The sequence below is a fragment of the Sphingomonas sp. PAMC 26621 genome (assembly GCF_000251145.1).
Classification (GTDB): Bacteria; Pseudomonadota; Alphaproteobacteria; order Sphingomonadales; family Sphingomonadaceae; genus Sphingomonas.
Window position 1 is genome coordinate 65,910 of sequence record NZ_AIDW01000006.1, and the last position, 23,606, is coordinate 89,515.

The 23,606-nt window shown below is 66.7% G+C and carries 20 protein-coding genes and 2 pseudogenes; 7 read left to right on the forward strand and 15 right to left on the reverse strand.

Annotation, left to right across the window (positions count from 1 at the left end; translation table 11 throughout):
* Positions 1–51: 51 nt before the first annotated feature.
* The 5 genes and pseudogenes from RI03_RS02920 to RI03_RS02935 all read right to left on the reverse strand — a co-directional run bounded on the left by RI03_RS02920 (position 52) and on the right by RI03_RS02935 (position 5,740).
* A complete protein-coding gene (locus RI03_RS02920; protein ID WP_010215079.1) occupies positions 52–1,473 on the reverse strand; it encodes a hypothetical protein in 1,422 nt (473 codons plus the stop codon).
* A 136-nt stretch (positions 1,474–1,609) separates the two neighbouring features.
* Positions 1,610–2,005: a 30S ribosome-binding factor RbfA gene (gene rbfA, locus RI03_RS02925; RefSeq protein ID WP_010215081.1), complete on the reverse strand. Its 396-nt coding sequence runs from the start codon at positions 2,003–2,005 to the stop codon at positions 1,610–1,612.
* A gap of 140 nt (positions 2,006–2,145) precedes the next feature.
* The gene (infB, locus tag RI03_RS02930) at positions 2,146–4,863 is read right to left on the reverse strand and encodes a translation initiation factor IF-2 (protein ID WP_010215083.1); all 2,718 of its coding nucleotides are present in this window, start codon (positions 4,861–4,863) and stop codon (positions 2,146–2,148) included.
* Positions 4,858–4,970, reverse strand: a pseudogene (locus tag RI03_RS25315) (translation initiation factor IF-2 associated domain-containing protein); the annotation flags it as partial. The gene infB and the pseudogene RI03_RS25315, both read right to left, overlap by 6 nt.
* A gap of 32 nt (positions 4,971–5,002) precedes the next feature.
* Positions 5,003–5,740, reverse strand: coding sequence for a DUF448 domain-containing protein (locus tag RI03_RS02935; protein WP_010215084.1), 738 nt, complete (start codon positions 5,738–5,740; stop codon positions 5,003–5,005).
* Between the two features lie 155 nt (positions 5,741–5,895).
* Here RI03_RS02935 and RI03_RS02940 point away from each other — a divergent pair, with 155 nt between their 5' ends.
* Entirely contained in the window at positions 5,896–6,177 is a 282-nt protein-coding gene (locus RI03_RS02940) for a GIY-YIG nuclease family protein (protein WP_010215087.1), read from the forward strand.
* Positions 6,178–6,307: 130 nt separating this feature from the next.
* Here the strand turns inward: RI03_RS02940 and RI03_RS02945 are convergent, their stop codons facing one another.
* From RI03_RS02945 to rimP, 3 genes are read right to left on the reverse strand one after another with little or no spacing between them, the layout of a single operon-like run.
* Complete coding sequence (locus RI03_RS02945; protein WP_010215088.1) at positions 6,308–6,538, reverse strand: tautomerase family protein; 231 nt, start codon at positions 6,536–6,538, stop codon at positions 6,308–6,310.
* The gene (nusA, locus tag RI03_RS02950; protein ID WP_010215090.1) at positions 6,538–8,220 is read right to left on the reverse strand and encodes a transcription termination factor NusA; all 1,683 of its coding nucleotides are present in this window, start codon (positions 8,218–8,220) and stop codon (positions 6,538–6,540) included. The genes RI03_RS02945 and nusA overlap by 1 nt, the downstream gene beginning before the upstream one ends.
* Entirely contained in the window at positions 8,220–8,882 is a 663-nt protein-coding gene (gene rimP / locus RI03_RS02955; RefSeq protein WP_010215092.1) for a ribosome maturation protein RimP, read from the reverse strand. Before rimP ends, nusA begins: the two co-directional genes overlap by 1 nt.
* Before the next feature lie 196 nt (positions 8,883–9,078).
* On the opposite strand from rimP, the gene RI03_RS02960 reads away from it, so the two are divergent.
* The 3 genes from RI03_RS02960 to RI03_RS02970 all read left to right on the forward strand — a co-directional run bounded on the left by RI03_RS02960 (position 9,079) and on the right by RI03_RS02970 (position 13,159).
* Positions 9,079–10,329 carry a PQQ-dependent sugar dehydrogenase gene (locus RI03_RS02960; RefSeq protein ID WP_010215093.1) on the forward strand — a complete coding sequence of 417 codons (1,251 nt, stop codon included), beginning with the start codon at positions 9,079–9,081 and terminating at the stop codon, positions 10,327–10,329.
* Between the two features lie 98 nt (positions 10,330–10,427).
* Complete coding sequence (locus RI03_RS02965; protein WP_010215095.1) at positions 10,428–11,864, forward strand: amidohydrolase; 1,437 nt, start codon at positions 10,428–10,430, stop codon at positions 11,862–11,864.
* Positions 11,861–13,159, forward strand: coding sequence for an amidohydrolase family protein (locus RI03_RS02970; RefSeq protein ID WP_010215097.1), 1,299 nt, complete (start codon positions 11,861–11,863; stop codon positions 13,157–13,159). Before RI03_RS02965 ends, RI03_RS02970 begins: the two co-directional genes overlap by 4 nt.
* A 294-nt stretch (positions 13,160–13,453) precedes the next feature.
* On the opposite strand, the gene RI03_RS02975 is transcribed toward RI03_RS02970, so the two are convergent.
* From RI03_RS02975 to RI03_RS03000, 6 genes and pseudogenes are all read right to left on the reverse strand, one after another.
* Positions 13,454–14,242, reverse strand: coding sequence for a crotonase/enoyl-CoA hydratase family protein (locus RI03_RS02975; RefSeq protein ID WP_010215098.1), 789 nt, complete (start codon positions 14,240–14,242; stop codon positions 13,454–13,456).
* Between the two features lie 11 nt (positions 14,243–14,253).
* Positions 14,254–15,789 (reverse strand): acyl-CoA synthetase, encoded by a 1,536-nt coding sequence (locus tag RI03_RS02980; protein ID WP_010215099.1) that lies wholly within the window; start codon positions 15,787–15,789, stop codon positions 14,254–14,256.
* Between the two features lie 288 nt (positions 15,790–16,077).
* A pseudogene (locus RI03_RS02985) lies at positions 16,078–17,519 on the reverse strand (DEAD/DEAH box helicase).
* 495 nt (positions 17,520–18,014) lie between these two features.
* Entirely contained in the window at positions 18,015–18,440 is a 426-nt protein-coding gene (locus tag RI03_RS02990; protein WP_010215103.1) for an acyl-CoA thioesterase, read from the reverse strand.
* Complete coding sequence (locus tag RI03_RS02995) at positions 18,441–19,223, reverse strand: SDR family oxidoreductase (RefSeq protein WP_010215105.1); 783 nt, start codon at positions 19,221–19,223, stop codon at positions 18,441–18,443.
* Between the two features lie 140 nt (positions 19,224–19,363).
* Complete coding sequence (locus RI03_RS03000; protein WP_010215107.1) at positions 19,364–20,536, reverse strand: acetyl-CoA C-acetyltransferase; 1,173 nt, start codon at positions 20,534–20,536, stop codon at positions 19,364–19,366.
* A gap of 101 nt (positions 20,537–20,637) precedes the next feature.
* Here RI03_RS03000 and RI03_RS03005 point away from each other — a divergent pair, with 101 nt between their 5' ends.
* Positions 20,638–21,303: a nitroreductase gene (locus RI03_RS03005; protein ID WP_010215108.1), complete on the forward strand. Its 666-nt coding sequence runs from the start codon at positions 20,638–20,640 to the stop codon at positions 21,301–21,303.
* Between the two features lie 50 nt (positions 21,304–21,353).
* Here RI03_RS03005 and RI03_RS03010 read toward each other — a convergent pair whose 3' ends face one another.
* Positions 21,354–21,983, reverse strand: a complete 630-nt coding sequence (locus tag RI03_RS03010) for a flavin reductase family protein (RefSeq protein ID WP_010160959.1) — start codon at positions 21,981–21,983, stop codon at positions 21,354–21,356.
* Positions 21,984–22,075: 92 nt separating this feature from the next.
* Between RI03_RS03010 and RI03_RS03015 the strand changes: the two genes are divergently transcribed.
* Together RI03_RS03015 and RI03_RS03020 are read left to right on the forward strand one after the other, a co-directional pair.
* The gene (locus RI03_RS03015) at positions 22,076–22,831 is read left to right on the forward strand and encodes a cytochrome b/b6 domain-containing protein (RefSeq protein WP_010215111.1); all 756 of its coding nucleotides are present in this window, start codon (positions 22,076–22,078) and stop codon (positions 22,829–22,831) included.
* The gene (locus RI03_RS03020; protein ID WP_010215112.1) at positions 22,828–23,589 is read left to right on the forward strand and encodes a molybdopterin-dependent oxidoreductase; all 762 of its coding nucleotides are present in this window, start codon (positions 22,828–22,830) and stop codon (positions 23,587–23,589) included. Before RI03_RS03015 ends, RI03_RS03020 begins: the two co-directional genes overlap by 4 nt.
* The last annotated feature ends 17 nt before the right edge of the window (positions 23,590–23,606 follow it).

The window sequence follows — 23,606 nt, forward strand, 5'->3', positions numbered from 1 at the left end:
GAGATTGCGTTCGTCCGTCCATTGTCGCGCCGTCCGGCATGCGCCGCAGGATCAGGCCTGCAGCGCCCCGGCATCGCGCAGCAGGCGAATGCCGTGCGGGCGGCTTGCCCGCATCCACGGTGCCGGCGCGATCGCGACGCGTAGCGCGACGAGACTTCCGAAGATCAGGGCATTAAACGGTCCGAAATCCACCACCGTGCCGGCACCGAGCGCCGGAACCGCGACGACGATCAGTGCGATGCGGCTGCCGAGGCACATCGCGCGCAGGCCCGGATCACCCCGTGGAACCGGTGCAAACAATGCCAGCGATACGAAGGCGAGCAACAGACCGGCACCGAGAAGGCCGGTCCCGGTCAAAACCGCCAGGAGCCAGTTCGAGGTTCGTGTCGATCCGACACCGACGCCAAAGCCGTTCGTTTCCAGCAACCCGTCGAGGCTGACGCTGTTCCACGTACTGCGTTCCAGGTACGAACTCGACTCGCCCTTTTTCAGCAGGATGGTATCGATCGTCCCGTAGATTGCCGACCGGATTGCGGGATCCAGCAGCAGGACCGTGACGATACCGATCGATACCGCGCCGAGCGCGAGGACATCCCAGACGAGCGCGCGACCGTCTTCGGGCGCGCGTTGGACGATCGCGCGGCGCACGACATCAACCACCGCGCAGAGAATGAATGTCGCCAGGCCGGCATAGGCCGCCGAGGACGTCGAAAGGATCGTCATCGCGAAACACGCCGCCGCCAGGACCTGCTGAAACGACCGCGCAAACGGACCGAGGATGTTGGCCGGGCGGATGAAATAGAGGATCGCCGCGAACGACAGGGCCAGCGCGCCAAAAGACGATGCTTCCGTGTCGAAGCCGACAACCCGCCGCATCGCACCGACGCTGTCGTTGGTAAGAAGGGCGTAGGTTGCCGTGCGCACTGGTTCGAGCACCGCCGTGCCGGCCGCGGCCATGTCGGCAAGACCTGAAGCGACCACGACCGTACCGCCCACCAGCACCGCACGCGCCACGACCGGACGATCCTCCGGATTCAGGAGCAGGCAATACAGGCTGGCAGTAATCAAGAATGAACTCGACAGGTAGACGCTTTGCGTCAGATTGCCTGCACCATGGGCAAGCGGTGTGATCGTCAGGGTATTGAGGCCCATGACCGGCGTTCCGGAAAACAGTTGCGGCGCGGTCGCCGTTACGATCAGTGCCACCAGAACGAAGCCGGTCAGCAGGCCAAGCCGCCTGATGCCGAGCAATCCGTCGATCAGTGTGATGCGATGGCGATCATCGCTAAACACCTTGGCCACCATCAGTGCCGAACAGACGATCACCGGGAGGATCGTGGTTCCTCCCGTAATCTCGGTCGGAATGACGCTGAAGGCTCCGAAAGGAAGCATCGCGAAAAAGAGATAGACGCTCCAGTGCTTCGGCAGAATGGCCGCAAGCGCAAAGCTCAACCAGAAGATCGCGAGGACCACGGCAGTGCATCTCCACTTCGCTAATACCGGAAACCAGCTGTGCGGGAAGCATAGCTGGTCTTGGACGCGGTGTCAGTGTGGAATGATCGAAAGACTTCGCCGGCCGGTCGTATCAGCGGAACGGCATGTCAGGCGCTCATGCCTCTGGTTCGAGATCCCGCGCAACCTTGGGGTCCCGTAGCAACGAGTCGATATGGCTGCCCTCGTCGAAGCTGTCGTCGGCGAGGAACTTGAGCTTGGCGGCGTATTTCATCCGCACCCGCGATGCCACTTCTCGCTGGAGATAGGCAGTGTTGGTGCGCAGCGCCTTCAGCACTGCTTCCTCGTCCTTGCCGAGCAGGGGTTTCATGAACACGGTCGCGTGGCGCAGGTCGGGCGACATGCGGACTTCGGTGATCGTCACCGGATGCTTGGCCAGCGTCTCGTCATGCACGTCGCCGCGGGCGAGGATCTCGCTCAGCGTGTGGCGCATCTGCTCGCCGACGCGAAGCAGGCGGACGTTGCGGGACTCTGGGGTATCGTTGGGGCGCATATTCTTCTCACTTCCTCTCCCCTCCGGGAAGAGGGTCGGGGAGAGGGGCAGCCCAGCAGACCAACGTCCGCGGCACTGCCCCTCTCCCGACATCGCTTCGCTCGTCTGCCCTCTCCCCGCGGTCGGGGAGAGGGAGACGATTACAGCGTGCGTTCGCGCAGTTCGACTTCGAACGTTTCGAGGAAGTCGCCCGGCTTGATGTCGACGAAGTTCGACGTGAAGGTCACGCCGCACTCCAGACCAGCCCGCACTTCGGCGACGTCGTCCTTGAAGCGCCGCAGCGAGGCGATCTCGCCCTGGTAGATGATGACATCCGCCCGGGTGATACGCGCCTTGAGCGCCTTGCGGATATTGCCCTCGGTAACGAGCAGACCAGCCGCCTTGCCGTGCTTGCCGGCCGAGAAGACGTCGCGGATTTCGGCGCGGCCAACGACCGTTTCGAATGCCTCGGGTCCAAGCTCGCCCGCCATGCCGGCGCGGATCTCGTCGGTCAGGTCGTAGATCACGTCATAATATTTGAACGCGACCTTCTGCCGTTCCGCGATCTCGCGTGCCTTGGCGTTCGGACGGACGTTGAAGCCGATGATCGGTGCGCCCGATGCCCCGGCCAACGTGACGTCGCTCTCGGTGATGCCACCGACGCCCGAATGCAGGACGCGCGCCTTGATGAGATCGGTCGAGATCTTGTTGATCGCGCCAACGATCGCCTCGACCGACCCTTGCGTGTCGGCCTTGACCACCAGCGGATATTCGATCGCCTGCTTTTCCTTGAGCGCCGAGAACATCGACTCGAGGCTGGCCGGGCCACCCCCGGTACGCTTGTCGGTGATGACGCCCTTGCGGTATTCGGCAACTTCACGCGCACGCGCTTCGCTCTCGACCACCGACAACGGATCGCCCGCACGCGGGACACCCGAGAGACCGAGCACCTCGACCGGCATCGACGGGCCAGCGACCTTGATCTGCTGACCCTTGTCGTTGGTCATCGCGCGGACCTTGCCGCTCTCGGCGCCGACGACGAAGATGTCGCCGACCTTGAGCGTGCCACGGTTGACGAGGATCGTCGCGACCGGGCCGCGGCCCTTGTCGAGCTTTGCCTCGATCACGGTGCCCTCGGCGGTCCGGTCCGGGTTGGCCTTGAGCTCGAGCAGTTCGGCCTGGAGCTGGATCTTCTCGATCAGCTCGTCGAGACCGGTCTTCTTGAGCGCAGAGACCTCGACGTCCTGGACGTCACCCGACAGTTCCTCGACCACGACCTCATATTGCAGCAGCTGCTCGCGCACCTTCTGCGGATTGGCGTCGTGCTTGTCGATCTTGTTGATCGCGACGATCATCGGCACGCCAGCGGCGCGCGTATGGTTGATCGCTTCGACGGTCTGCGGCTTGATGCTGTCGTCCGCTGCGACCACGAGCACGACGATGTCGGTCACGTTGGCGCCGCGCTGGCGCATCTCGGTGAACGCTTCGTGGCCGGGCGTGTCGAGGAAGGTGATCTTCGACTTGTCCTTCAGCGTGACCTGATAGGCACCGATATGCTGGGTGATGCCACCGGCCTCGCCCTTGACCACATCGGTCCCGCGCAGCGCGTCGAGCAGCGAGGTCTTGCCGTGATCGACATGGCCCATGATCGTCACGACCGGCGGACGCGTGACCGCGTTCTCGTCATGATCCTCATGCGTGTCGTTGGTCAGATCGATGTCCGAATCGCTGACGCGCTGAATGTTGTGGCCGAATTCGGTCACCAGCAGCTCGGCGGTATCCTGGTCGATCGTCTGCGTCATCGTGACGGGCATGCCCATCTTGAACAGCGTCTTGACCAGGTCCGCGCCCTTTTCCGCCATGCGGTTGGCGAGTTCCTGGACGGTGATCGCCTCCGGCACAACGACGTCGCGGATCTGCTTGGCCTGCGCTTCGCGCGGGCCGCCCATCCGGCGATTTTCCTTCTCGCGGGCCCGCTTCAGCGCGGCGAGCGAGCGCGCACGCGCGCCATCGCCATCGTTGAGCGCACGATTGACGGTCAGCTTGCCGCCGCGACGTTCGTCACCCTTGCGGTCACGCGGACCGGCACCGGGACGCGATGGCGCTTCGGTCGGGGCAGCCGAGGGCGACCCCGGACGCTTGACCGTACCAGCGGGCGTCGGCGTTGCCGAAGCCGTGGTTGCAGCAGGCGTCGGCTCGGGTGCCGGCGCTGGCGCGGGCGGCTTGGGCCGCTCGGGCCGCGGAACCGGCGTGAACAGGCGGGGCGCGGGCATCGACGGATCGCGCTCGAGCGACAGCGGGCGCAGCACGGGGGCCGGCGCTGGTGCAGGGGCGGGCGTCGGCTTGGCGGCGACCGGCGCGGGCTTCGCAACCGGCGCAGGCGCAGCGGCTACGGGAGCCGGTGCCGGCGCAGGCGTTGCGGCGACCGGCGCTGCCGGGGCGGCGGGTGCCGCGACCGGAGCCGGCGCTTCGGGCGCTGCAGCTTCGACCGGAGCCGGGGCAGGAGCCGCCTGCTCTACGGCGGGTTCGGGTGTCGGCTCGGGAGCGGGCGTCGGCTCAGCCGCCGGAACAGGCGCCTTGGCCCGTTCCTCGGCGCGACGACGGTCTTCCTCGAGCGCCTCGGCGCGGAGGCGTTCGTCGCGGCGACGGTTCTCTTCCTGCGCCTGCATGCGCGCCTCATCTGCCTCGCGGAGCAGCTTGGTCTGGAGTTCCTGACGGGACAGCAGCGAGTTGGCGGGCGACACTGGCGCGGGCGGGGGCGCGCGGCGGGGTTCCGGCGCACGCGCAGCCGGGGTTGGTGCCGGTGCGGGGGCCGCAGCCGGAGCCGCCGCTTCCTCGACGACGGGCGCATCGACCGGGGTGCCGCCCGGGCCGAGCACGCGGCGCGCTTCACCTCGACCACGACGGTGTTCGACCGTCCATGGCTGAAGCTCTGCTTGACCTGGCCGGTCTCGACCGTACGCTTCAAGCCCAAAGGCGCGCGCATGCCCAGCTTCGGCTTTTCGTTCTCGGTATCGCTCACTCAAATTCCTCGTGTACGTCGTCTGTCGGCACTCGGGCCAGATCGGCCAGCGGACCGGCGTCGTGGTGAGACGCCGATGCCCCCTGCGAGGCCGTTTCGCAAGGCGCGGGAGTTGGGTCAGGGCCGATGAAATGCAGCCAGCGGTGTAGCGAATCGCGTACGCGTCCGGCGGCATCGGGATCAGTCAGGCCTATATGTACCACATTCTGGCGGCCTAGTGCCACGGCCAATATGGTGCGCGGGACCGGCAGAACCAACCCCCTCAAATCACTTCCTTCTTCATCGTTGCCGATGCGCCAGGCCTGATCGAGTTTACGGTTGCCGTCCGCGCCCGCATCGCAGGCGTGGAGCAGCATGTGAAGTTTGCCGCTGCGCGCCGCGGTCTCGATCTTTTCCGCGCCGGTCAACAGGTTGCCGGTGCGCGCCTCGAGGCCGAGGCGGTCGAGCACGGCGCGTTCGAGCGCGGTCGCGATCTTCTCGGACAGGTCGTCCGGGATCGCGATCGGCCCGGTCTTGAACGCACGGGCGAGCGCGGCCTTGAGCTTGCCCTTGGCGATCGCGGTGTCGAGGTCCGCGCGGGTCACGCCGATCCACGCGCCACGACCGGGGGCCTTGGCACGTACGTCGGGGTGGACCGCGCCGTCCGGGGACAGCGCGAGGCGAACCAGCGTCTCGCGCGGGGCGCGCTCGCCGAGCAGGATGCAGCGGCGGATTGCGCCGGTTTCGTCGGTCATGCTGCATGCCCTTCGACGTTCGTCACCCCGGCCTTGTGCCGGGGTCCACCGTGCCGCACATTCTGCGCCGGGGGAGTGTGCCCAGCGGTGGACCCCGGGACGAGCCCGGGGTGACGACGGAGGGCCGAGTGCGCGAACGGATACCGTGCGTTTACATGCTGGCGAGCGGGTTCAACGGTACGCTGTATGTCGGCGTTACGTCGAACCTGGTCGGCCGTGTGTTGCAGCATCGGAATGGTGCGTTCGATGGCTTCACCAAGCGCTACGCGATCAAGCATCTTGTCTGGTACGATGTCGCGGACACCATGGACGCCGCGATTGCCTTCGAGAAACGTCTTAAAAAATGGCCGCGCGACTTCAAGAAGAACCTGATCGAGCGCGACAACCCGCACTGGCAGGACGTCGCCGTCGGGCTCGGCCTGACAGCTATGCCCTAAACCCAACCCGTCACCCCGGCCTTGTGCTGGGGTCCACAGCGCAGCACGTCCTCCGCGCCGCAGAGAGCGCGGCCCGGTGGATCCCGGGACAAGCCCGGGATGACGACAGCGAAGGGTAACCGCTAGAGCGTCATTGCGAGGATTCCGCATGAGCGTCCTCCTGCAACTTGGGTGCATCCCGGTCGGCGATCAGGATCCCGCCCGCGCCGTAATTCTCGGTCGACACTTCCTCGATCACGATCTGCACCGCAGCCGGGTTCTTGCCCAGCCGCTCTACTAGCGACCGGGTGACATCCGCGACGATCCCGGACTTCTGGTCCCTGGTCGCGGTGCCCGAGAGGCGGATGCTGACGAACGGCATCAGGCGTCCTTTTCCTCCGAGGCGTCGGCAGCAGGCGCGTCGGCCGCAGGGGCTTCCTCGACTTCGGCTTCGGCATCGACTTCCGCTTCCGCGGTCGGCTCATCCTCGAACCAGTGTGCGCGTGCGGCCATGATGATCTCATTGCCCTGCGCTTCGCTCAGGCCATATTCGCCGAGCACGCCCCCCTTGTCCTCGACGCGCTTGGGCGCATCCTCGGCGCGGCGGCGCTGTTCCTGGCGCTTCTTCTGGATCAGCTCGTCGGTCGCCAGATCGGCGAGGTCGTCGAGCGTCTTGATCCCGGCCTTGCCGAGCGTGACCAGCATCGCCTCGTTGAGGTGCGGCAGCGCGGCAAGCGCATCGTCGACACCCAGACCACGCCGCTCTTCGCGGTTGGTCGACTCGCGACGATCGAGCGCCTCGGTCGCGCGGCTCTGCAGCTCGGCTGCAAGATCGTCATCGAAGCCTTCGATCGACGCGATTTCGTCGACGCCGACATAGGCGACTTCCTCGAGGCTGCCGAAGCCTTCGGCGACCAGCAACTGCGCGAGCGTCTCGTCGACGTCGAGTTCCTTCTCGAACAGGGCCGAGCGCTCGACGAATTCCTTCTGGCGCTTCTCGGAGGCATCCGCCTCGGTGAGGATGTCGATCGCCTTGGCGGTCAGCTGCGACGCGAGCCGCACGTTCTGGCCACGACGGCCGATCGCGAGCGACAGCTGGTCATCGGGAACGACGACCTCGATGCGATCCTCTTCCTCGTCGATCACCACGCGCGACACGGAGGCCGGCTGCAGCGCGTTGACGACGAAGGTCGCGGTGTCGGGCGACCACGGGATGATGTCGATCTTCTCGCCCTGCATTTCCTGGACGACCGCCTGGACGCGGCTGCCCTTCATGCCGACGCACGCGCCGACCGGGTCGATGCTCGAATCATGCGAGATGACGCCGATCTTCGCGCGCGAACCCGGGTCGCGCGCGGCGGCCTTGATCTCGATGATGCCGTCGTAGATTTCGGGCACTTCCTGCGCGAACAGCTTCTTCATGAAGTCGGGGTGCGCACGGCTGAGGAAGATCTGCGGACCGCGGTTCTCGCGGCGCACGTTGAGGATCAGCGAACGGATCCGGTCGTTGACGCGGACGACTTCGCGCGGGATCTGCTGGTCGCGGCGGATCACGCCCTCGGCGCGGCCGAGGTCGACGACGACATGGCCGAACTCGACGCGCTTGACGACGCCGGTGATGATCTCACCCATCCGGTCCTTGAATTCTTCATACTGGCGCTCGCGCTCGGCGTCGCGGACCTTCTGGAAGATGACCTGCTTGGCGGCCTGGGCGGCGATGCGGCCGAATTCGATCGGGGGCAGCGGATCGACGATATAATCGCCGACGACAGCACCCTTCTGGAGCTTGTCGGCTTCCTTCAGATTGACCTGCTTGAAATAGTCATCGACCGCCTCGACCACTTCGACGACGCGCCACAGGCGGAGATCGCCGGTGTTGGGGTCGAGCTTCGCGCGGATGTCGTTCTCGGCACCGTAGCGCGCGCGGGCGGCGCGCTGGATCGCGTCTTCCATCGCCTCGATGACGATGCCCTTGTCGATCATCTTCTCGGTGGCGACGGCGTTCGCAATCGCGATCAGCTCGGCGCGGTTGGCGGTGACGCCGGAGGTTGCTGGGGTGGCCATCAGTTATGTCCTTCTTCGCGGTCGGCACCCTCGGGCGCGTCTACAGCTTCGTCGTCGTGTTCGATTTCTTCCTCGTCCGCACCGTCCATCGACAGCGGGCGAGTCGCGGCGATCAGCGCGTCGGTCAGCACCAGCTTGGCGGTGTTGACCTGCGCGAACGGCACGTCGAGTTCGCCATGCTTGGCGAGGTAGATCGCGATGCGGTCGTCGGTCACGCCCTTGAGCGTGCCGGTCAGCACCTTGCGGCCCTCGATCGGCGCGAGCAGCACGATCCGTGCCTCATGCCCCGCCCAGTCGCTGAAGTCCTTGAGCCGGGTCAGCGGCCGGTCGATCCCGGGCGACGATACCTCGAGCCGATATTCGTCCTGGATCGGATCCTTGCCCTCGAGCTCGAGCGCATCGAGCACGTCCGAGATGCGGCGCGACAGTTCGGCGCAATCGTCGATCGTCAGCTGGCGCGTGTCGGGGCGCTCCGCCATCACCTGGAGCGTGAGGTCGCCCTTGCCGCCGAACAGCTTGACCCGCACGAGATCGAACCCGAGCGCTTCGGCTTCGGGGGCTACCAATGCGGTCAGATCGGGGGTGTCGGTCAAGTCGGGTTGGTCCTTCAGGATCAGGCAAAGGTCTTCGGCGCCGGAACCGGGGGGCTCCAGCCTCTTCATCCGATGATGTAGAGAATAGGGGCGATATAGTCGGATTGCAGGGGGCTGGCAAGCGGCTGCGAACGGGGGCCTGGTATCGGCCGGATTCGTCCGATGCGGCGCGTCCCGGCGGGGTCGCGGTCGCGGTGTGCCGTCGAGGTGACGGAACAACTTCGGGACGACGACGGTATGTGTCGTATATCCCGGGAGAAATCTGATGCAGCTTTTTCGTGCACCCCTCGCGCTTCTGCTCGCGACGACCGCCTGTTCCGGGCAATCGGGGCAATCCACGACGGCATCTCCGGTCGGGGGCACCGTCACTCCGGCTCCGGCCGAAACCCCGGCACCGACCCCGTCGCCGACCGCCGCGCCCGTCACCAGCCTGCCCGATGATGCCCCCGACGCGACCGTCCCCAACGTTCCCGCGACCACGGGGCGCGCCAACGTGACGGAAACCGCGCCGCCGTTCGCGATGCAGACGATCGGCCAGTTCGAGGACCCGTTCGCGGTCGCGGTGCTGCCCGACGGGTCCGCGCTGGTCACCGAGAAGGCGGGCAAGATCAAGCTGCGCCGCGCCGACGGAACGATCGCCGACGTTACCGGTGCGCCCAAGGTGCTGTTCGACAATCAGGGCGGGCTGCTCGACATCGCGCTGGCGCCCGATTTCGCGACGAGCAAGCTGGTCTACATCTCCTATTCCGAGCCGCGCCCCGGCGGGAGCAGCCTCGCGCTCGCCCGCGGGCTGTTCACCGGCACCGCACTGGTGAACCTGCAGGTGTTGTGGCGCGCCGGGTCGGACGGGGTCGGCGGGCAGTTCGGCGCGAACATTCTGTTCGCCCCCGACGGCAAGTCGCTGTATCTCTCCTCGGGTGAGCGCCAGCGCTTCACCCCGGCGCAGGATCCCGACCAGGCGATCGGCAAGATCCTCCACCTGACGCTCGACGGGAAGGCGGCGGCAGGGAACCCGCAGGTCACAGCGGGGGGCGTCCGGGCCGAGACGTGGAGCAGCGGGCACCGCAACCCGTACGGCATGGTGTTCGCGCAGAACGGCACCTTGTGGGAGGTCGAGATGGGTCCGCGCGGCGGCGACGAGCTCAACCTGATCCTGCCGGGGAAGAATTACGGCTGGCCGATCGTTTCCAATGGCGACAATTATTCGGGCAAGCCGATCCCCGATCACCCCAGCCGCCCCGATCTCGAAGCGCCCAGATTGTGGTGGAACCCGTCGATCTCGCCCGGCGGCATGATCTATTATACCGGCGCGATGTTCCCCGAATTCCGCGGCAATCTGCTGATCGGCGCGCTCGGCGGCGAGGCGCTGATCCGCGTCGCCTTGTCCGGCGACACCGCGCGGGTCGAAAACCAGTATAAGATCGGCGAGCGCGTCCGCGATGTCGCGGAGGGGCCGGACGGCGCGATCTGGCTGCTCGAGGACGGCGGCAAGCTGGTACGGCTGGCGAAGAAATAGGGCGACGTGGCGGGACCGTCGCCAATGGATTGACAGCCCGCTCATCCTCCCGGATGACTTGCCCAGGACAGCGCGAAACGCGCGACAAGGGGGCAAGTATGAAGCGGATCGGATTGGCCACGGTGGCGCTGGCCGCCTTGCTGGCGGGCTGCGCGAGCGATGGCGGCAGCCGCCCCGCGAGTGCGTCGGCGAAGGGTGACAAGGCGAGCACCGGCAAGGGCCCCGGCATCGGCAAGGCGTTCAGCCACGATCCGTTCCCGTCGACCTACAAGCGCTATCCCGGCACCCCGACGCTCGTCACGCACGTCACGATCTTCGATGGCGAGGGCGGGAAGACCGACGACGGTTCGGTGCTATTCGCCGACGGCAAGATCGTCGCACTCGGCCAGAGTGTCGCGGCACCGGCGGGCGCGACCGTGATCGACGGCACCGGCAAGACGCTGACCCCCGGGATCATCGATATCCACAGCCATCTTGGCGACTATCCCTCGCCCGCGGTCCAGGCCAATTCGGACGGCAACGAAGCGACCGGTCCGGTCACCGCCGACGTCTGGGCAGAGCACAGCGTCTGGCCGCAGGACCCCGGCTTCAGCCGCGCGCTCGTCAATGGCGGGGTGACGACGCTCCAGATCCTCCCCGGTTCGGCGAACCTGATGGGCGGGCGATCGGTCGTCATCAAGAACGTCTACGCGCGCACCGAACAGGGGATGAAATTCCCCGGCGCGCCCTATGGCCTCAAGATGGCGTGCGGCGAGAATCCCAAGCGTGTCTATGGCAGCAAGGGCCGCGAGCCCTCGACCCGGATGGGCAACATCGCGGTCGACCGCCAGACCTGGGCGAAGGCGGTCGAATATAAACGCAAGTGGGACAAATACGAGAAGGACGGCGGCGAGGTGCCCGGGCGCGACATCGCGATGGACACGCTCGCAGGCGTGCTGTCGGGCGAGATCTTGGTCCAGAACCATTGCTACCGCGCGGACGAAATGGCCATCGTCATGGATATGGCGAAGGAGTTCGGCTACCACGTCTCGGCGTTCCACCACGCGGTCGAGGCGTACAAGATCGCCGATCTGCTCAAGCAGAACGGGACCTGCGCGGCGGTCTGGGCGGACTGGTGGGGCTTCAAGATGGAATCCTACGACGCGATCGGCGAGAATCTCGCGCTGCTCCAGAAGAACGGCGCCTGCGCGATGATCCACTCGGATGACGAGAACGGGATCCAGCGCTTGAACCAGGAAGTCGCCAAGGCGCTCGCCTCCGGGCGGCGCGCGGGGATCGACATTTCGGATGCGGTCGCGTGGGAATGGCTGACCTACAACCCGGCCAAGGCGCTCCACATCGACGACAAGACCGGCAGCCTCAAGCCCGGCAAGATGGCCGACGTGGTGCTGTGGAACGGCAATCCGTTCAGCGTCTACACAAGGCCCGAGAAGGTGTGGATCGACGGCGCGTTGCTCTACGATGCGAATGATCCCAAGCGCCGACCGGTATCCGATTTCGAACTTGGCCAGCCCGGCTCGGGAGACGTGAAGTGAAGCGCCTGCTCCTCCTCTCCGCCGCCATTCTGGCAACCCCGGTCGCCGCGCAGACCGTCGCGATCACCAACGCGAAACTCGTCATCGGGGACGGCTCCGCGCCGATCGAGGGCGGCACCGTGGTCGTTCGCGACGGACGCGTCGTGGCGGCAGGGCGCGGGGTCGCGGTTCCGGCGGGCGTGTCCGCGGTCGACGCGGGCGGACGCTGGGTCACGCCCGGGATCGTCGCGGGCTTCACGCGGATGGGGATCGTCGAAGTCGACGGCGTCGACGAAACCGCGGATGCGGGCGCCAAGACCAGCCCGTTCCACGCCGCGATCGACATCGCATCGGCGGTCAATTCGAGCACGAGTTCGATCCCGCTCAACCGCGCCGAAGGCGTGACACGTGCGATCGTCGCGCCCGACAACGCCGGGTCGATCTTCGCGGGGATGGGCGCGGTGATCGATCTCGGGGCGGACCGTTCGCCGGTCACCCGCCCGCGCGCGTTCCAGTTCATGGAATATGGCGTGGACGGCGGGCGCGCGGCGGGTGGCAGCCGGCCCGCTGCGATCGCGATGTTCCGCAACGCGATGGCGCAGGCAAAGGATTTCGCGCGCGACCCCAGTCATTATGCGGACCAGGGCAAGGACGCGCTACTGACCCGCGCCGATGCCGAGGCCCTCGTACCCGTCGCGAACGGCAAAGTGCCGCTGCTCGTCCATGTCGAGCGTGCGTCGGACATGCTCGCGCTGATCGACCTCAAGCGGGATTTTCCCGCGGTGAAGATGGTCTTCGTCGGCGCGGCGGAGGGCTGGATGGTCGCGCCGCAACTGGTGGCGGCACGGATTCCGGTGATTGCCTCGGCGCTGACCGACCTGCCCAATTCGTTCGATCAGCTTGGCTCGACCCAGTCGAACGTCGGGCGGATGAAGGCGGCGGGCGTGCTCGTCGGGATCGGGACGATCAACGACAATGAGGCGCGGCAGGCGCGGCTCGAAAAGCAATATGCAGGCAATCTCGTCGCGCTGACCAAGCTGCCGGGCGCGACCGGGCTCGACTGGAACGCGGCGTTCGCGGCGATCACCTCGGTGCCGGCCGAGGCGATCGGGATGGGCGAGGAGATCGGGTCGCTCAAGGCGGGGCGGCGCGGCGACGTCGTGGTGTGGGATGGCGATCCGCTGGAACTGGGGACCGGGGTTGCGGCGGTCTATATCGACGGGGTGAAGCAACCGCTGCGCACCCGACAGGATGCGTTGCGCGATCGGTATATGGTGCCGCAGGAAGGCGCATTGCCCAAGGCGTATGAGCGGTAGCAGGTCTTAGCACTTCCCCGGCGAAGGCCGGGGCCCAGTCGTGATGGTCGATGGAGAGGGCAGCTACGGCGCTACGCTTGGCCCGCGACTGGGCCCCGGCCTTCGCCGGGGAAGGGTGCTTGAGGATTCATGGATGTCCTCCCGCGAAGGCGGGAGTCCAGGAGTCTCGAGAGCTGCAAGACGGTGTTCTTCTTGGCACTGGATTCCCGCCTTCGCGGGAAAACAGCAAAGGACGAGTCCGTAATTCAACTTTCCTACAAGTCTCGCGACGGCCGAAAAAAATGGCCAACTGGTTCACTCTGCGTCGTGAAACACCGCAGGCCGCTTCTGGATGTTCGCCGCGACCTGCTCCATCATCGCGGGCTTGCCGATCACCGCGACCTGCTCGGCGGTCTCCGCCTCGAGCAACGTCCGCGCATCCGCATCGAACGCCATGTTGCACAACCGCTTCGCGCCGCGGATCGCATTGGGGCTCTTCGCCGCGATCTGATGCGCCAGCTCGAGCGCGGCGGCGTGCGGCGCATGCGCGATCCGCGTGACGAAGCCGTGACGGAGCGCTTCCTCCGCATCGAACTCGCGCGACGTATAGACCAGCTCGCGCAGCACATCGTCGCGCACCAGCCCGCGCCAGATCGGGAAGCCCGCCATGTCGGGGACGAGGCCCCAATAGCTCTCGCGGATCGCAAAGCGCGTTCCCGGCGCGGCGATCCTGATGTCCGCGCCCGCCATGATCTGGAACCCGCCGCCGAACGCCACGCCGTGCACCGCCGCGATCACCGGCATCGGCAGATTGCGCCAGCCCCACGTCACATGCTGCGGCAGGATGCTGCCCTGGTCGTTGCGGTCGACCGTGCTGAGGCCGGAGCCGCCCCCCGCCATGCTCGTCATGTCGAGCCCCGCGCAGAACGCCTTGCCATCGCCCGACAGCACGACGCAGCGGACGTCCTTGCGGGTGTGGAGCGAGTCGATCGCCGCGCCGATCCCCTCGAACATCGCAGGGTCGATCGCGTTCATCTTGTCGGCGCGATACAGCCGCACGTCCGCGACGTGATCGGTCACGGTGATCGAAACCCGGTCGTTCATGCAATCCTCCATCAGACGATCCGGCTGCCCGTCTCGCCCCAATATTGGTCGCGCAGCAGCCGTTTGTACAATTTGCCCGTCGCATGCCGCGGCAATTCCGCGGTGAAATCGATCTGGCGCGGCGTCTTCACCCCCGACAGTTCGGCGCGGCACCAGGCGATCAGTTCGGCGGCAAGCTCCGCCCCCGCTTCGTCCATGTTGACCGGCTGGACCACCGCGACGACGCGCTCGCCCATCTCCGCATCGGGCGCGCCGATCACCGCGACGTCGGCGACGCGCGGGTGGGTGATCAGCCGGTTCTCGATTTCCTGCGGGTAGATATTGACGCCGCCCGAGATGATCATGAAGCTCTTGCGATCGGTCAGGTACAGATAGCCGTCCGCGTCGATCCGCCCGATATCGCCGAGCGTCGACCAGCCGAACGCATTGCGCGCCTCGGCGGTCTTTTCGGGGTCGTTGTGATATTCGAACGCGCCGCCGCCCTCGAAATAGATCAGCCCTTCCTCGCCCGCCGCGATCTCCGCGCCATCCTCGCCGCAGACGTGGAGCACGCCGTACGCCGCCTTGCCGACCGACCCGCGATGCGCGAGCCATTCGTTTGAGGCGATCGTGGTGAGGCCATTGCCCTCCGACCCGGCATAATATTCGAACAGCACCGGCCCCCACCAGTCGATCATCGCTTCCTTGACCGGCACCGGGCACGGGGCGGCGGCATGGATCGCAACCTCGAGGCTCGACAGGTCGTGCCGTCCACGTGCTTGCGGATCGAGCTTGAGCAGCCGGACGAAATGCGTCGGCACCCATTGGCTCGCGGTGACGCGGTAGCGTTCGATCGCGGCCAGCGCGGCTTCGGGCTCGAAATGCGCCATCATCACGACGGTGCCGCCGAGCCGCTGGACTGTCATCGACCAGCGCAACGGGGCGGCATGGTAGAGCGGCGCGGGGCTGAGGTAGATGCTGTCGGGGCCGAGCCCGTAGAGACCGCGCGCGAGCATCTCGAGCACGGTGGTCGCTTCGATGTCGGGGTCTTCCGGCAGCGCGACGCGGACGCCCTTGGGACGGCCGGTGGTACCCGACGAGTAGAGCATGTCGATCCCGGCGCGTTCGTCGGAGATCGGGTCGGCGGGCATTGTCGCGACCGCCGTGTCCCAGTCTTGCCAGCCGGAAATGACACCACCGACCGCGAAGCGTTGAAGCTCGGGCGCGACGTGTTCGGCGACCGCTGCCAACCCCGCCGACGCAACGACCAGCTTGGCGCCCGAATCCGTTAGGATGTAGCGCACTTCCGGCGCGGTCAGCTTGGTCGAGATGCAGACGAAGAACAGCCCGCTGCGCTGCGCCCCCCAGGCAATGTCGTAGAATTGCGGGGTGTTTTCGCAGAACAGCGCAATCGTGTCGCCCGCGTGCAGGCCATGCGCGCGGAACAGGTGCGCGGCGCGGTTGGCGCGCTGGTCGAGCTCGGCGAAGCTGATCGTCTCGCCGGTTTCGGCGACGATCAGCGCAGGCTTGCCCGGATCACTCCGCGCGTGGACGCATGGATGCGACATTCGCCAGCCCCTCCCCTGTAGATTCGTTTTCTTTTGCAACCCGATGCTAGCGCGGGGTGACGGGCGCGGCAACGGGGGAGTTTTGGAGGTGAGTAGGGCTCCGATCCCAAACGCCGTCATTTCCGCGAAGGCGGGAATCCATCGTCGCAACGGTCGGTTTTGGCGGCATGGCCAGCCAGTATGGATCTCCGCCGCCGCGGGGATGACGGAATGGAGGGAGCTTACGCACAAAAAAACGGCCGGTCCTTTCGGGCCGGCCGCTCTTTAATCGTTCGAGGCCAGGACGCCTCAGCCAGCAGCAGGCGAACGCCGTCCGCCGCCGCCGCCAGCCGGGCGACCGCCGCCCGCCGGACGACCGCTGCCACCCGGACGACCACCACCGGCCGGACGACCAGCGCCCGCAGGACGGCCAGCGCCACCCGCCGGACGGCCTGCGCCGCCAGCGTTATACGGACGGCTGCCACCAGCAGGACGCTCGCCGGTCGGGCGCGCGGCATGCGTTGCGCGTGGCGGCGCACGGTGACGACCGCTCTCGTCGCGCGGACGATCGCTGACGTCCGAACCCGCCGGGCGGGCCGCCTTGATGCGGGCCGCTTCGGCCATGAAGCCCTCGGGGAGCTTGACCATGTCGGGCTTGACGCGCGTCAGCTTCTCGATGTCGCGCAGGTAGCTCCGCTCGTCTCGGCGCAGAAGCTGATCGCAATGCCCGATGCGCCGGCGCGTGCGGTACGCCCGATGCGGTGGACATATTGCTCTGCCACGTTGGGCAGCTCGAAGTTGAACACGTGGCTGACGCCCGAGACGTCGATCCCGCGCGCCGCGATGTCGGTCGCGACCAGAACCTTGACCTTGCCGGTCTTGAACTCGCCGAGTGCACGCTCGCGCTGCGGCTGGCTCTTGTTGCCGTGGATCGCGTTGGCGGGAATGCCGTTCGCGCCCAGCAGCTTCACGACGCGGTCCGCGCCATGCTTGGTCCGCGTGAAGACGAGGCAACGCTCGATCGCGCCGTCCGCCAGCAGCATCGTCAGCAGCGCCTGCTTCTCGCCCTGGTTGACGAAATAGACATACTGCTCGACGCGCTCGGCCGTGCTCGACACCGGGGCGACCTTGACGGTCGCGGGATCGTTGAGGAACTGGTCGGCGAGCTCGCGGATCGCGTTCGGCATGGTGGCCGAGAAGAACAGCGTCTGGCGCACGCGCGGCAGCATCTTCACGATCTTGCGGAGCGCGTGGATGAAGCCGAGGTCGAGCATCTGGTCGGCTTCGTCGAGCACGAGGATCTCGAGCATCGCGAGGCTGACCATCCGCTGCTCGATCAGGTCGAGCAGACGGCCCGGCGTGGCGACGAGGATGTCGACGCCGCGGCTCATGTCCTGGCGGTTCTTGTTGATGCTGGTCCCGCCGAACACCGTCGCGACGGTCATTTTCGAGAACTTGGCATAATCGCGCGCGCTATCGGCGATCTGGCTGGCGAGTTCGCGCGTCGGCGCGAGCACCAGCATGCGGCAATGCGTCGGCAGGACGCGCTTGTCGGCGGCGACGAGGCGCTGGATCGACGGCAGCACGAATGCGGCGGTCTTGCCGGTGCCGGTCTGCGCGATGCCGAGCAGATCGCGGCCTTCGAGCAGCATCGGGATCGACTGTGCCTGGATCGGGGTGGGGGAGGTATAGCCCTTTGCTTCGAGCGCGCGGACGAGCGGCTCGGCAAGGCCGAGATGGGCGAAAGACATGAAAGTATATTCCATTGCATGTGCCATGGACGCACGTTCTCGACGCGCGGATGGCGGGGGGAGGATTTGACACCCCGCGTGAAAAGGGAAGTCCGTTTGATAACGACCGAGGCGGAGCTGGGACGATAAAGTCCGATCACGCTGCATGACGCTTCGATGAGCGCCATATGGCCGAGGCGGGGGCGGAAGTCAAGGTTGGGTGTCGCGCGGGGAGACAGCCGTCACCCCGGCGGAGGCCGGGGCCGTTGTGTTTGTGTCCCGCCGTTGCCGTAAAACGGGGCGGCCCGGGCCTTTGCGAGACCCCTGCATAAAGATAGTCGTAGGTTTGGTCGTCACCCCTCGCCCCAAAAGGCAGCCGTCATGCTGAACTTGTTTCAGCATCCACCGCGCAGCAAGCATAGTCCGGACTCGCGGAGGGCTGGATCCTGAAACAAGTTCAGGATGACGGGCGGTTTTGCAGAACTCTCGCCCCCGCCGGGGTGACGACCAGTTACATCACCCGACCCGGTTCGCCTCCAGCCCGGCGCGGAAATTATCCGGCAGCGTGGTCAGCCCGCCACTCGCGCTCATCACGATCACGACGTCGCAGGTCGCGACGCACACGCCTTTCTGGAACGCCGCCGACAGGATCTGCCAGCTACGATTGCCGATCTCGCCGATCCCGGTCGCGATCTCGACGTCATCGGGGAAATACGCCTCGGCAAGATAATTGACCTCGACTCGCGCGACCAGCCAGCGATGCCCCGACCAGCCCGAAAGCTCGAGCGCGCGGTTGAACCGGACGCGCGCGCTTTCGAACAGCGCCGCCATCGCGACGTTGTTGATATGGCCGAGCACATCGAGGTCCTGGAACCGCGTCTGGATCGTCGTCCTATGCGGATAGTGCGCGGGGTTCTGCCGCGCCGGATCGGGCCGCGCCATTCAACGCGGCGCCATCCGGATCGCGCCGTCGAGTCGCACGTCCTCGCCGTTGAAATAGCTGTTCTCGACCATCGCGAGCGCGAGCTTGGCATATTCCTCGGGCTTTCCCAGCCGCTTGGGGAAGGGGACCGAGGCGGCGAGATTGTCCTTCACCTGCTGCGGCGCGCCCTGCATCAACGGCGTCTCGAAGATGCCGGGGAGGATCGTATTGACGCGAATCCCTTCGCCCATCAGGTCGCGCGCGATCGGCAGTGTCATCCCGACGACCCCGCCCTTGGACGCGGAATAGGCGGCCTGGCCGATCTGCCCGTCCTCGGCGGCGACGCTCGCGGTCATCACGATCGCGCCGCGCTCGCCGTCTTCACCGGGCGACAGCGTCAGCATTCCCGCCGCCGACTTGGCGACGCAGCGGAACGTGCCGACGAGGTTGATCTGGATGAGCCAGTCGAACGCCGCCAGGCTGAAATGCTTGATGCTGCCGTCTTCCTTGGAACGGCTCGCGGTCTTCATCGCATTGCCGGTCCCCGCGCAGCAGATGAGGATGGATTCCTGGCCGTGCGCCGCGCGCGCCTTTGCGAAGCCTGCGTCGACCGAGTCTTCGGACGTAACGTTCACTTCGCAGAAGGTGCCGCCGATCTCGGCAGCGATCGCTTCGCCCTTCTCTGCCTGCATGTCGAAGATCGCGACCTTGACGCCTCTTGCGGCAAGTGCGCGGGCGGTGGCGGCACCGAGGCCGGAGGCGCCGCCGGCGACGACCGCGGCGGTGGTGGAGTCGAGAATCATGTTGGGGTCCCTCCCTTGGAACAAGAACGCCCCTTCCCTTCGGGGGAGGGGATGGGGGTGGGGCGTGCCTCGCAGAGAGGTTTGCCCTGCTCGACTTCCCCACCCCAACCCCTCCCCTGAAGGAGAGGGGCTAAGTCGGATCAAAGCCGCTCGATGATCGTGACGTTGGCGATCCCGCCGCCCTCGCACATCGTCTGCAAGCCATAGCGCCCGCCCGAGGCGTGCAGCGCACGGACCAGGGTCGCCATCAGCTTCGTGCCCGACGCTCCCAGCGGATGCCCCAGGGCGATCGCGCCGCCGTTGACGTTCAACCGCGCATGGTCCGCCCCGGTATGCTTGAGCCACGCGAGCGGCACGGGAGCGAACGCCTCGTTGACCTCGTACAGGTCGATATCCTCGATCTTCATCCCCGAGCGCTGCAACGCGCGGTCGGTCGCGAACAGCGGTTCCTCGAGCATGATCACCGGGTCTCCGCCGGTAACCGTCAGGTTGACGATCCGCGCGAGCGGGGTCAGCCCGTGTTCCTTCAACGCGCGTTCGCTGACGATCATCACCGCCGACGCGCCGTCGCAGATCTGGCTGGCGTTGGCGGCGGTGATGTTGCCGCCTTCCTGCAACAGCTTGACCGCGCCGATGCTCTCCAGCGTCGCGTCCGCGCGGATGCCCTCGTCGGTGCGATGGCTGATGATGCCGTCGGGCGTCTCGACGTCGAGCGCGAGGATTTCCTTGTCGAACGCCCCCCGCTCGGTCGCGGCGGCGGCGCGGCGGTGGCTTTCGACCGCGAAGGTGTCGAGCTGCTCGCGGGTGAAGCCGTGCTTCTTGACGATCATCTCCGCGCCCATGAACTGGCTGAACAGGATGCCCGGGTATTTCTCCTCGAGCAGCGGCGACTTGTAGTTGCCCAGCCCCTCTTTCATGAACAGCGTCGCGGTGGTGCCCATCGGGACGCGAGTCATGCTCTCGACGCCTGCCGCGATCACGATGTCCTGCGTCCCCGACATTACCGCCTGCGCCGCGAACTGCATCGCCTGTTGCGAGGAGCCGCACTGCCGGTCGATCGACACCGCGGGGACGCTGTCAGGCAGGTTCTTTGCCGCGAGCACCGCGTTGCGGCCGACCTGGCCAGCCTGCTGCCCGCCCTGCATCACGCAACCCATGATCACGTCGTCGACCGCCGCGCCGTCGATCCCGGTGCGTTCCACGATCGCGTCGAGCACCGATGCCGCCAGGTCGACCGGATGCCAGCCGGCAAGCTTTCCGCCTCGCTTGCCGCCAGCGGTGCGCACTGCGTCCACGATATAGGCCTCGGCCATGCTCGACTCTCCATAAGGGTTGTATTTTGCAACTGTCTTGCCCTGAATGGTGGCGGCGGGCAAGAGTGCGGTTGCATACCCAAGGCTCGAAAGGATATTCCATGACCGTCAGCGAGGCGATTGCGGCGCGGCGTTCGGTACGCGGGTTCCTGCCGACGCCGATCGATCCGGAGGTGCTGCGCGGGCTGGTCACCAAGGCCGCGCGCGCGGCGACCGGCGGCAATCTCCAGCCGTGGCACGTCGACCTGCTGACCGGCGCGCCGCTCGTCGCGCTGAAGGAGACGATCGCCGCGAAACTGTGGCGCGGCGAGAGCGAGGAACCCGCCTACGCCATCTACCCGACCGACCTCGTCGCGCCCTATCGTGACCGGCGTTTCGCGGTCGGCGAGGCGCTGTACGGCGAACTTGGTATCCCGCGCGCGGACAAGGCGGCGCGGCGGCTGTGGTTCGCGCGCAACTTCCAGTTCTTCGGCGCGCCCGCCGCGCTGTTCTGCAGCGTCGACCGGCGGATGGGGCCGCCGCAATGGTCCGACCTCGGCATGTATCTGCAGAACGTGATGCTGCTCGCGGTGGAGGCGGGGCTGGCGACCTGCGCGCAGGAGTGCTGGGCGATGTATCCCGAGACGGTCGGCGCGGCGATCGGTATTCCGGCGGAGCGGATGCTGTTCTGCGGGATGGCGATCGGCGTGGAGGATCCCGCCGATCCCGCGAACGCGCTGCGGACCGAGCGGGCCGATGTGACGGAGTGGTTGACGATCCGGAACTGACGGGGCGAGGCTTAGAGGGCGGCGGGGCCGGCCGCTTCACCCCGGCCCCCTCACCCCGGCCGCGGCATCTTGAACAGCGCGTCTGCGCCGATCTCGAAGTAATCCGCCGGGCCGCCCCCGCGCAGGATCGGATGCGCCGCCGCGGTCTGATAGGCGCCGTCGGCGATCAGCGCCGGCGCGATGTGGATGCCGATCACTTCGCCGAGGATCATCCACTGGTCGAGCTCGCGGCCGTCGGTGGTCTTCAGCCGCAGCGTCTGGGTGTGGCGGCATTCGAACGCGACCGGGCTCGCCGCGACGCGCGGCGGCTTGACCAGCCGCGACGGCACCGTCGCAAGCTTCGCCAGATCGAACTCGTCGACCTCCGGCCCCACCGTCGCCGCGCTCGCATTCATCGCGTCGGCGAGATCGCGCGTGACGAGGTTCCACACGAACTCGCCGGTCGCGGTGATGTTGGCGGCGCTGTCCTTCCACCCCATCGATGCGAAGCCGATGATCGGCGGGCGATAATTGAACAGGTTGAAGAAGCTGTACGGCGCCAGGTTACGCGTCCCGTCCTCCGCGAGCGTGCTGATCCAGCCGATCGGGCGCGGCGCGACGATCGCATTCAGGGGGTCGTGGTCGAGCCCGGGGACGCCCGCATGGCCATCGCGCGGCTCGTAGAACAGAAGGTCGGACATGGAATTATCCTCGGATGCGGTTAGCGGTGGGCGACGGCGGGGATCGGGGCTAGGTGTAACCATTCCCGGCGAAGGCTCGAATAGGTACCTGCATGACCGACGCAACCCGCTCCCCCGACATTCCGCTGCAAGGGTCGGCCACGCCGATCTATCGGCATCGCCTCACAACGCGGATCTGGCATTGGGTGTCCGCGATCACGGTTTTCATCATGATCGGCAGCGGGCTGACGATCCTCAACGCGCATCCGCACCTTTATTGGGGGCAGTTCGGCGCGAATTCGGATCATCCCTGGCTCAATACCCCGCATGTGCCATCGTTCCTGACGATCCCGGCCGGGTATAATCTCGCGGTCGCGCGGCGCTGGCATCTGCTGTTTGCGCTGGTGCTCGGGTTCGGGCTGCTGCTCTACATGGTCGCGAGCCTGATCAACCGGCATTTCCAGCGCGACCTGGCGATCCGCCCGCGCGAACTCGCGCCAGCGCACCTGTGGTATGATGCCAAGGAACATGCCGCGCTGCGCTTCCACGACCCCAGGCAGCCCAACGCGCGCAACATCTTCCAGAAGCTCGCTTACGTGCTCGCGATCTTCATCCTGTTGCCCGCGATGATCCTGTCCGGGCTGGCGCTGTCGCCGGGCATGGATGCCGCGTGGCCGTGGCTGCTCGACCTGATGGGCGGGCGCGCGTCGGCGCGCTCGGTGCATTTCATCGCGATGGTGGGGGTGGTGCTGTTCATCATCGTTCACCTCGCGCTCGTCATCCTGGCGGGGGCATGGCCCGAGACACGCTCGATGATTACCGGCTGGTGGCGAATCCCCGGCCACGACAAGCGCGAGGACGCAGCATGAGCAGCCTGATCACCCGTCGCGCCCTGGTGACGACCGCCGCGCTCGGTTCCGGCGCCTTGCTCGCCGGGTGCGACCGCATCGCCGATCTCCCGGCGGCGCGGAAGATCCTGTTCTCGGGCGAGAAGCTCAACATGGGGTTGCAGCGCGCGCTGTCGAACCGGCACAGCCTCGCGCCCGAATATCGCGCCGACCAGATGTCGCCGTTCTTCCGCACCAACGGCACCAGCAACCCCGGCACCCCCGAATATGCCGCGATGGTCGCGGACAAGTTCGCAAGCTGGCGGCTCAAGGTCGGTGGCCTCGTCACGCGGCCGCTCGCGATCTCGCACCAGCAGTTGATGGCGATGCCCGCGCGCACCCAGATCACGCGGCACGACTGCGTCGAGGGCTGGAGCGCGATCGGCAAGTGGCACGGGCCGATGCTCGGCAGCGTGCTCAAGGCGGCGGGGGTGAAGGACAGCGCGCGCTACATCGTCTTCATCTGTGCCGACCTCTATTCGGGCGCGCACTACTATGAATCGATCGACCTGATCGACGCGTTCCACCCGCAGACGATCCTGGCGTGGGGAATGAACGACCAGTTGCTCGACGTTGGCCACGGTGCGCCGGTGCGGCTGCGGCTCGAGCGCCAGCTTGGCTACAAGCAGGCCAAATACGTCATGGCGATCGATGCGGTGGCTTCGCTTGCGGGCATCGGGCTCGGCAAGGGCGGCTATTGGGAGGATAATGTCGATTACGATTGGTATGCGGGCATTTGACGCGTTAGTGGGCCGCA

Bases quoted from the DNA above. Each gene is read 5' to 3' on its own strand.
- RI03_RS02945 (WP_010215088.1), bottom strand. From the start codon at position 6,538: ATGCCGTTCGTCAGCATCCGCCTCTCGGGCACCGCGACCAGGGACCAG.
- rbfA (WP_010215081.1), bottom strand. From the start codon at position 2,005: ATGCGCCCCAACGATACCCCAGAGTCCCGCAACGTCCGCCTGCTTCGC.
- RI03_RS03015 (WP_010215111.1), top strand. From the start codon at position 22,076: ATGACCGACGCAACCCGCTCCCCCGACATTCCGCTGCAAGGGTCGGCC.
- RI03_RS02980 (WP_010215099.1), bottom strand. From the start codon at position 15,789: ATGTCGCATCCATGCGTCCACGCGCGGAGTGATCCGGGCAAGCCTGCG.
- rimP (WP_010215092.1), bottom strand. From the start codon at position 8,882: ATGAAGAGGCTGGAGCCCCCCGGTTCCGGCGCCGAAGACCTTTGCCTG.
- nusA (WP_010215090.1), bottom strand. From the start codon at position 8,220: ATGGCCACCCCAGCAACCTCCGGCGTCACCGCCAACCGCGCCGAGCTG.
- RI03_RS02995 (WP_010215105.1), bottom strand. From the start codon at position 19,223: ATGATTCTCGACTCCACCACCGCCGCGGTCGTCGCCGGCGGCGCCTCC.
- RI03_RS03010 (WP_010160959.1), bottom strand. From the start codon at position 21,983: ATGTCCGACCTTCTGTTCTACGAGCCGCGCGATGGCCATGCGGGCGTC.
- RI03_RS02960 (WP_010215093.1), top strand. From the start codon at position 9,079: ATGCAGCTTTTTCGTGCACCCCTCGCGCTTCTGCTCGCGACGACCGCC.
- RI03_RS03000 (WP_010215107.1), bottom strand. From the start codon at position 20,536: ATGGCCGAGGCCTATATCGTGGACGCAGTGCGCACCGCTGGCGGCAAG.
- RI03_RS02990 (WP_010215103.1), bottom strand. From the start codon at position 18,440: ATGGCGCGGCCCGATCCGGCGCGGCAGAACCCCGCGCACTATCCGCAT.
- RI03_RS03020 (WP_010215112.1), top strand. From the start codon at position 22,828: ATGAGCAGCCTGATCACCCGTCGCGCCCTGGTGACGACCGCCGCGCTC.
- RI03_RS02940 (WP_010215087.1), top strand. From the start codon at position 5,896: ATGCTGGCGAGCGGGTTCAACGGTACGCTGTATGTCGGCGTTACGTCG.
- RI03_RS02975 (WP_010215098.1), bottom strand. From the start codon at position 14,242: ATGAACGACCGGGTTTCGATCACCGTGACCGATCACGTCGCGGACGTG.
- RI03_RS02965 (WP_010215095.1), top strand. From the start codon at position 10,428: ATGAAGCGGATCGGATTGGCCACGGTGGCGCTGGCCGCCTTGCTGGCG.
- RI03_RS02935 (WP_010215084.1), bottom strand. From the start codon at position 5,740: ATGACCGACGAAACCGGCGCAATCCGCCGCTGCATCCTGCTCGGCGAG.
- RI03_RS03005 (WP_010215108.1), top strand. From the start codon at position 20,638: ATGACCGTCAGCGAGGCGATTGCGGCGCGGCGTTCGGTACGCGGGTTC.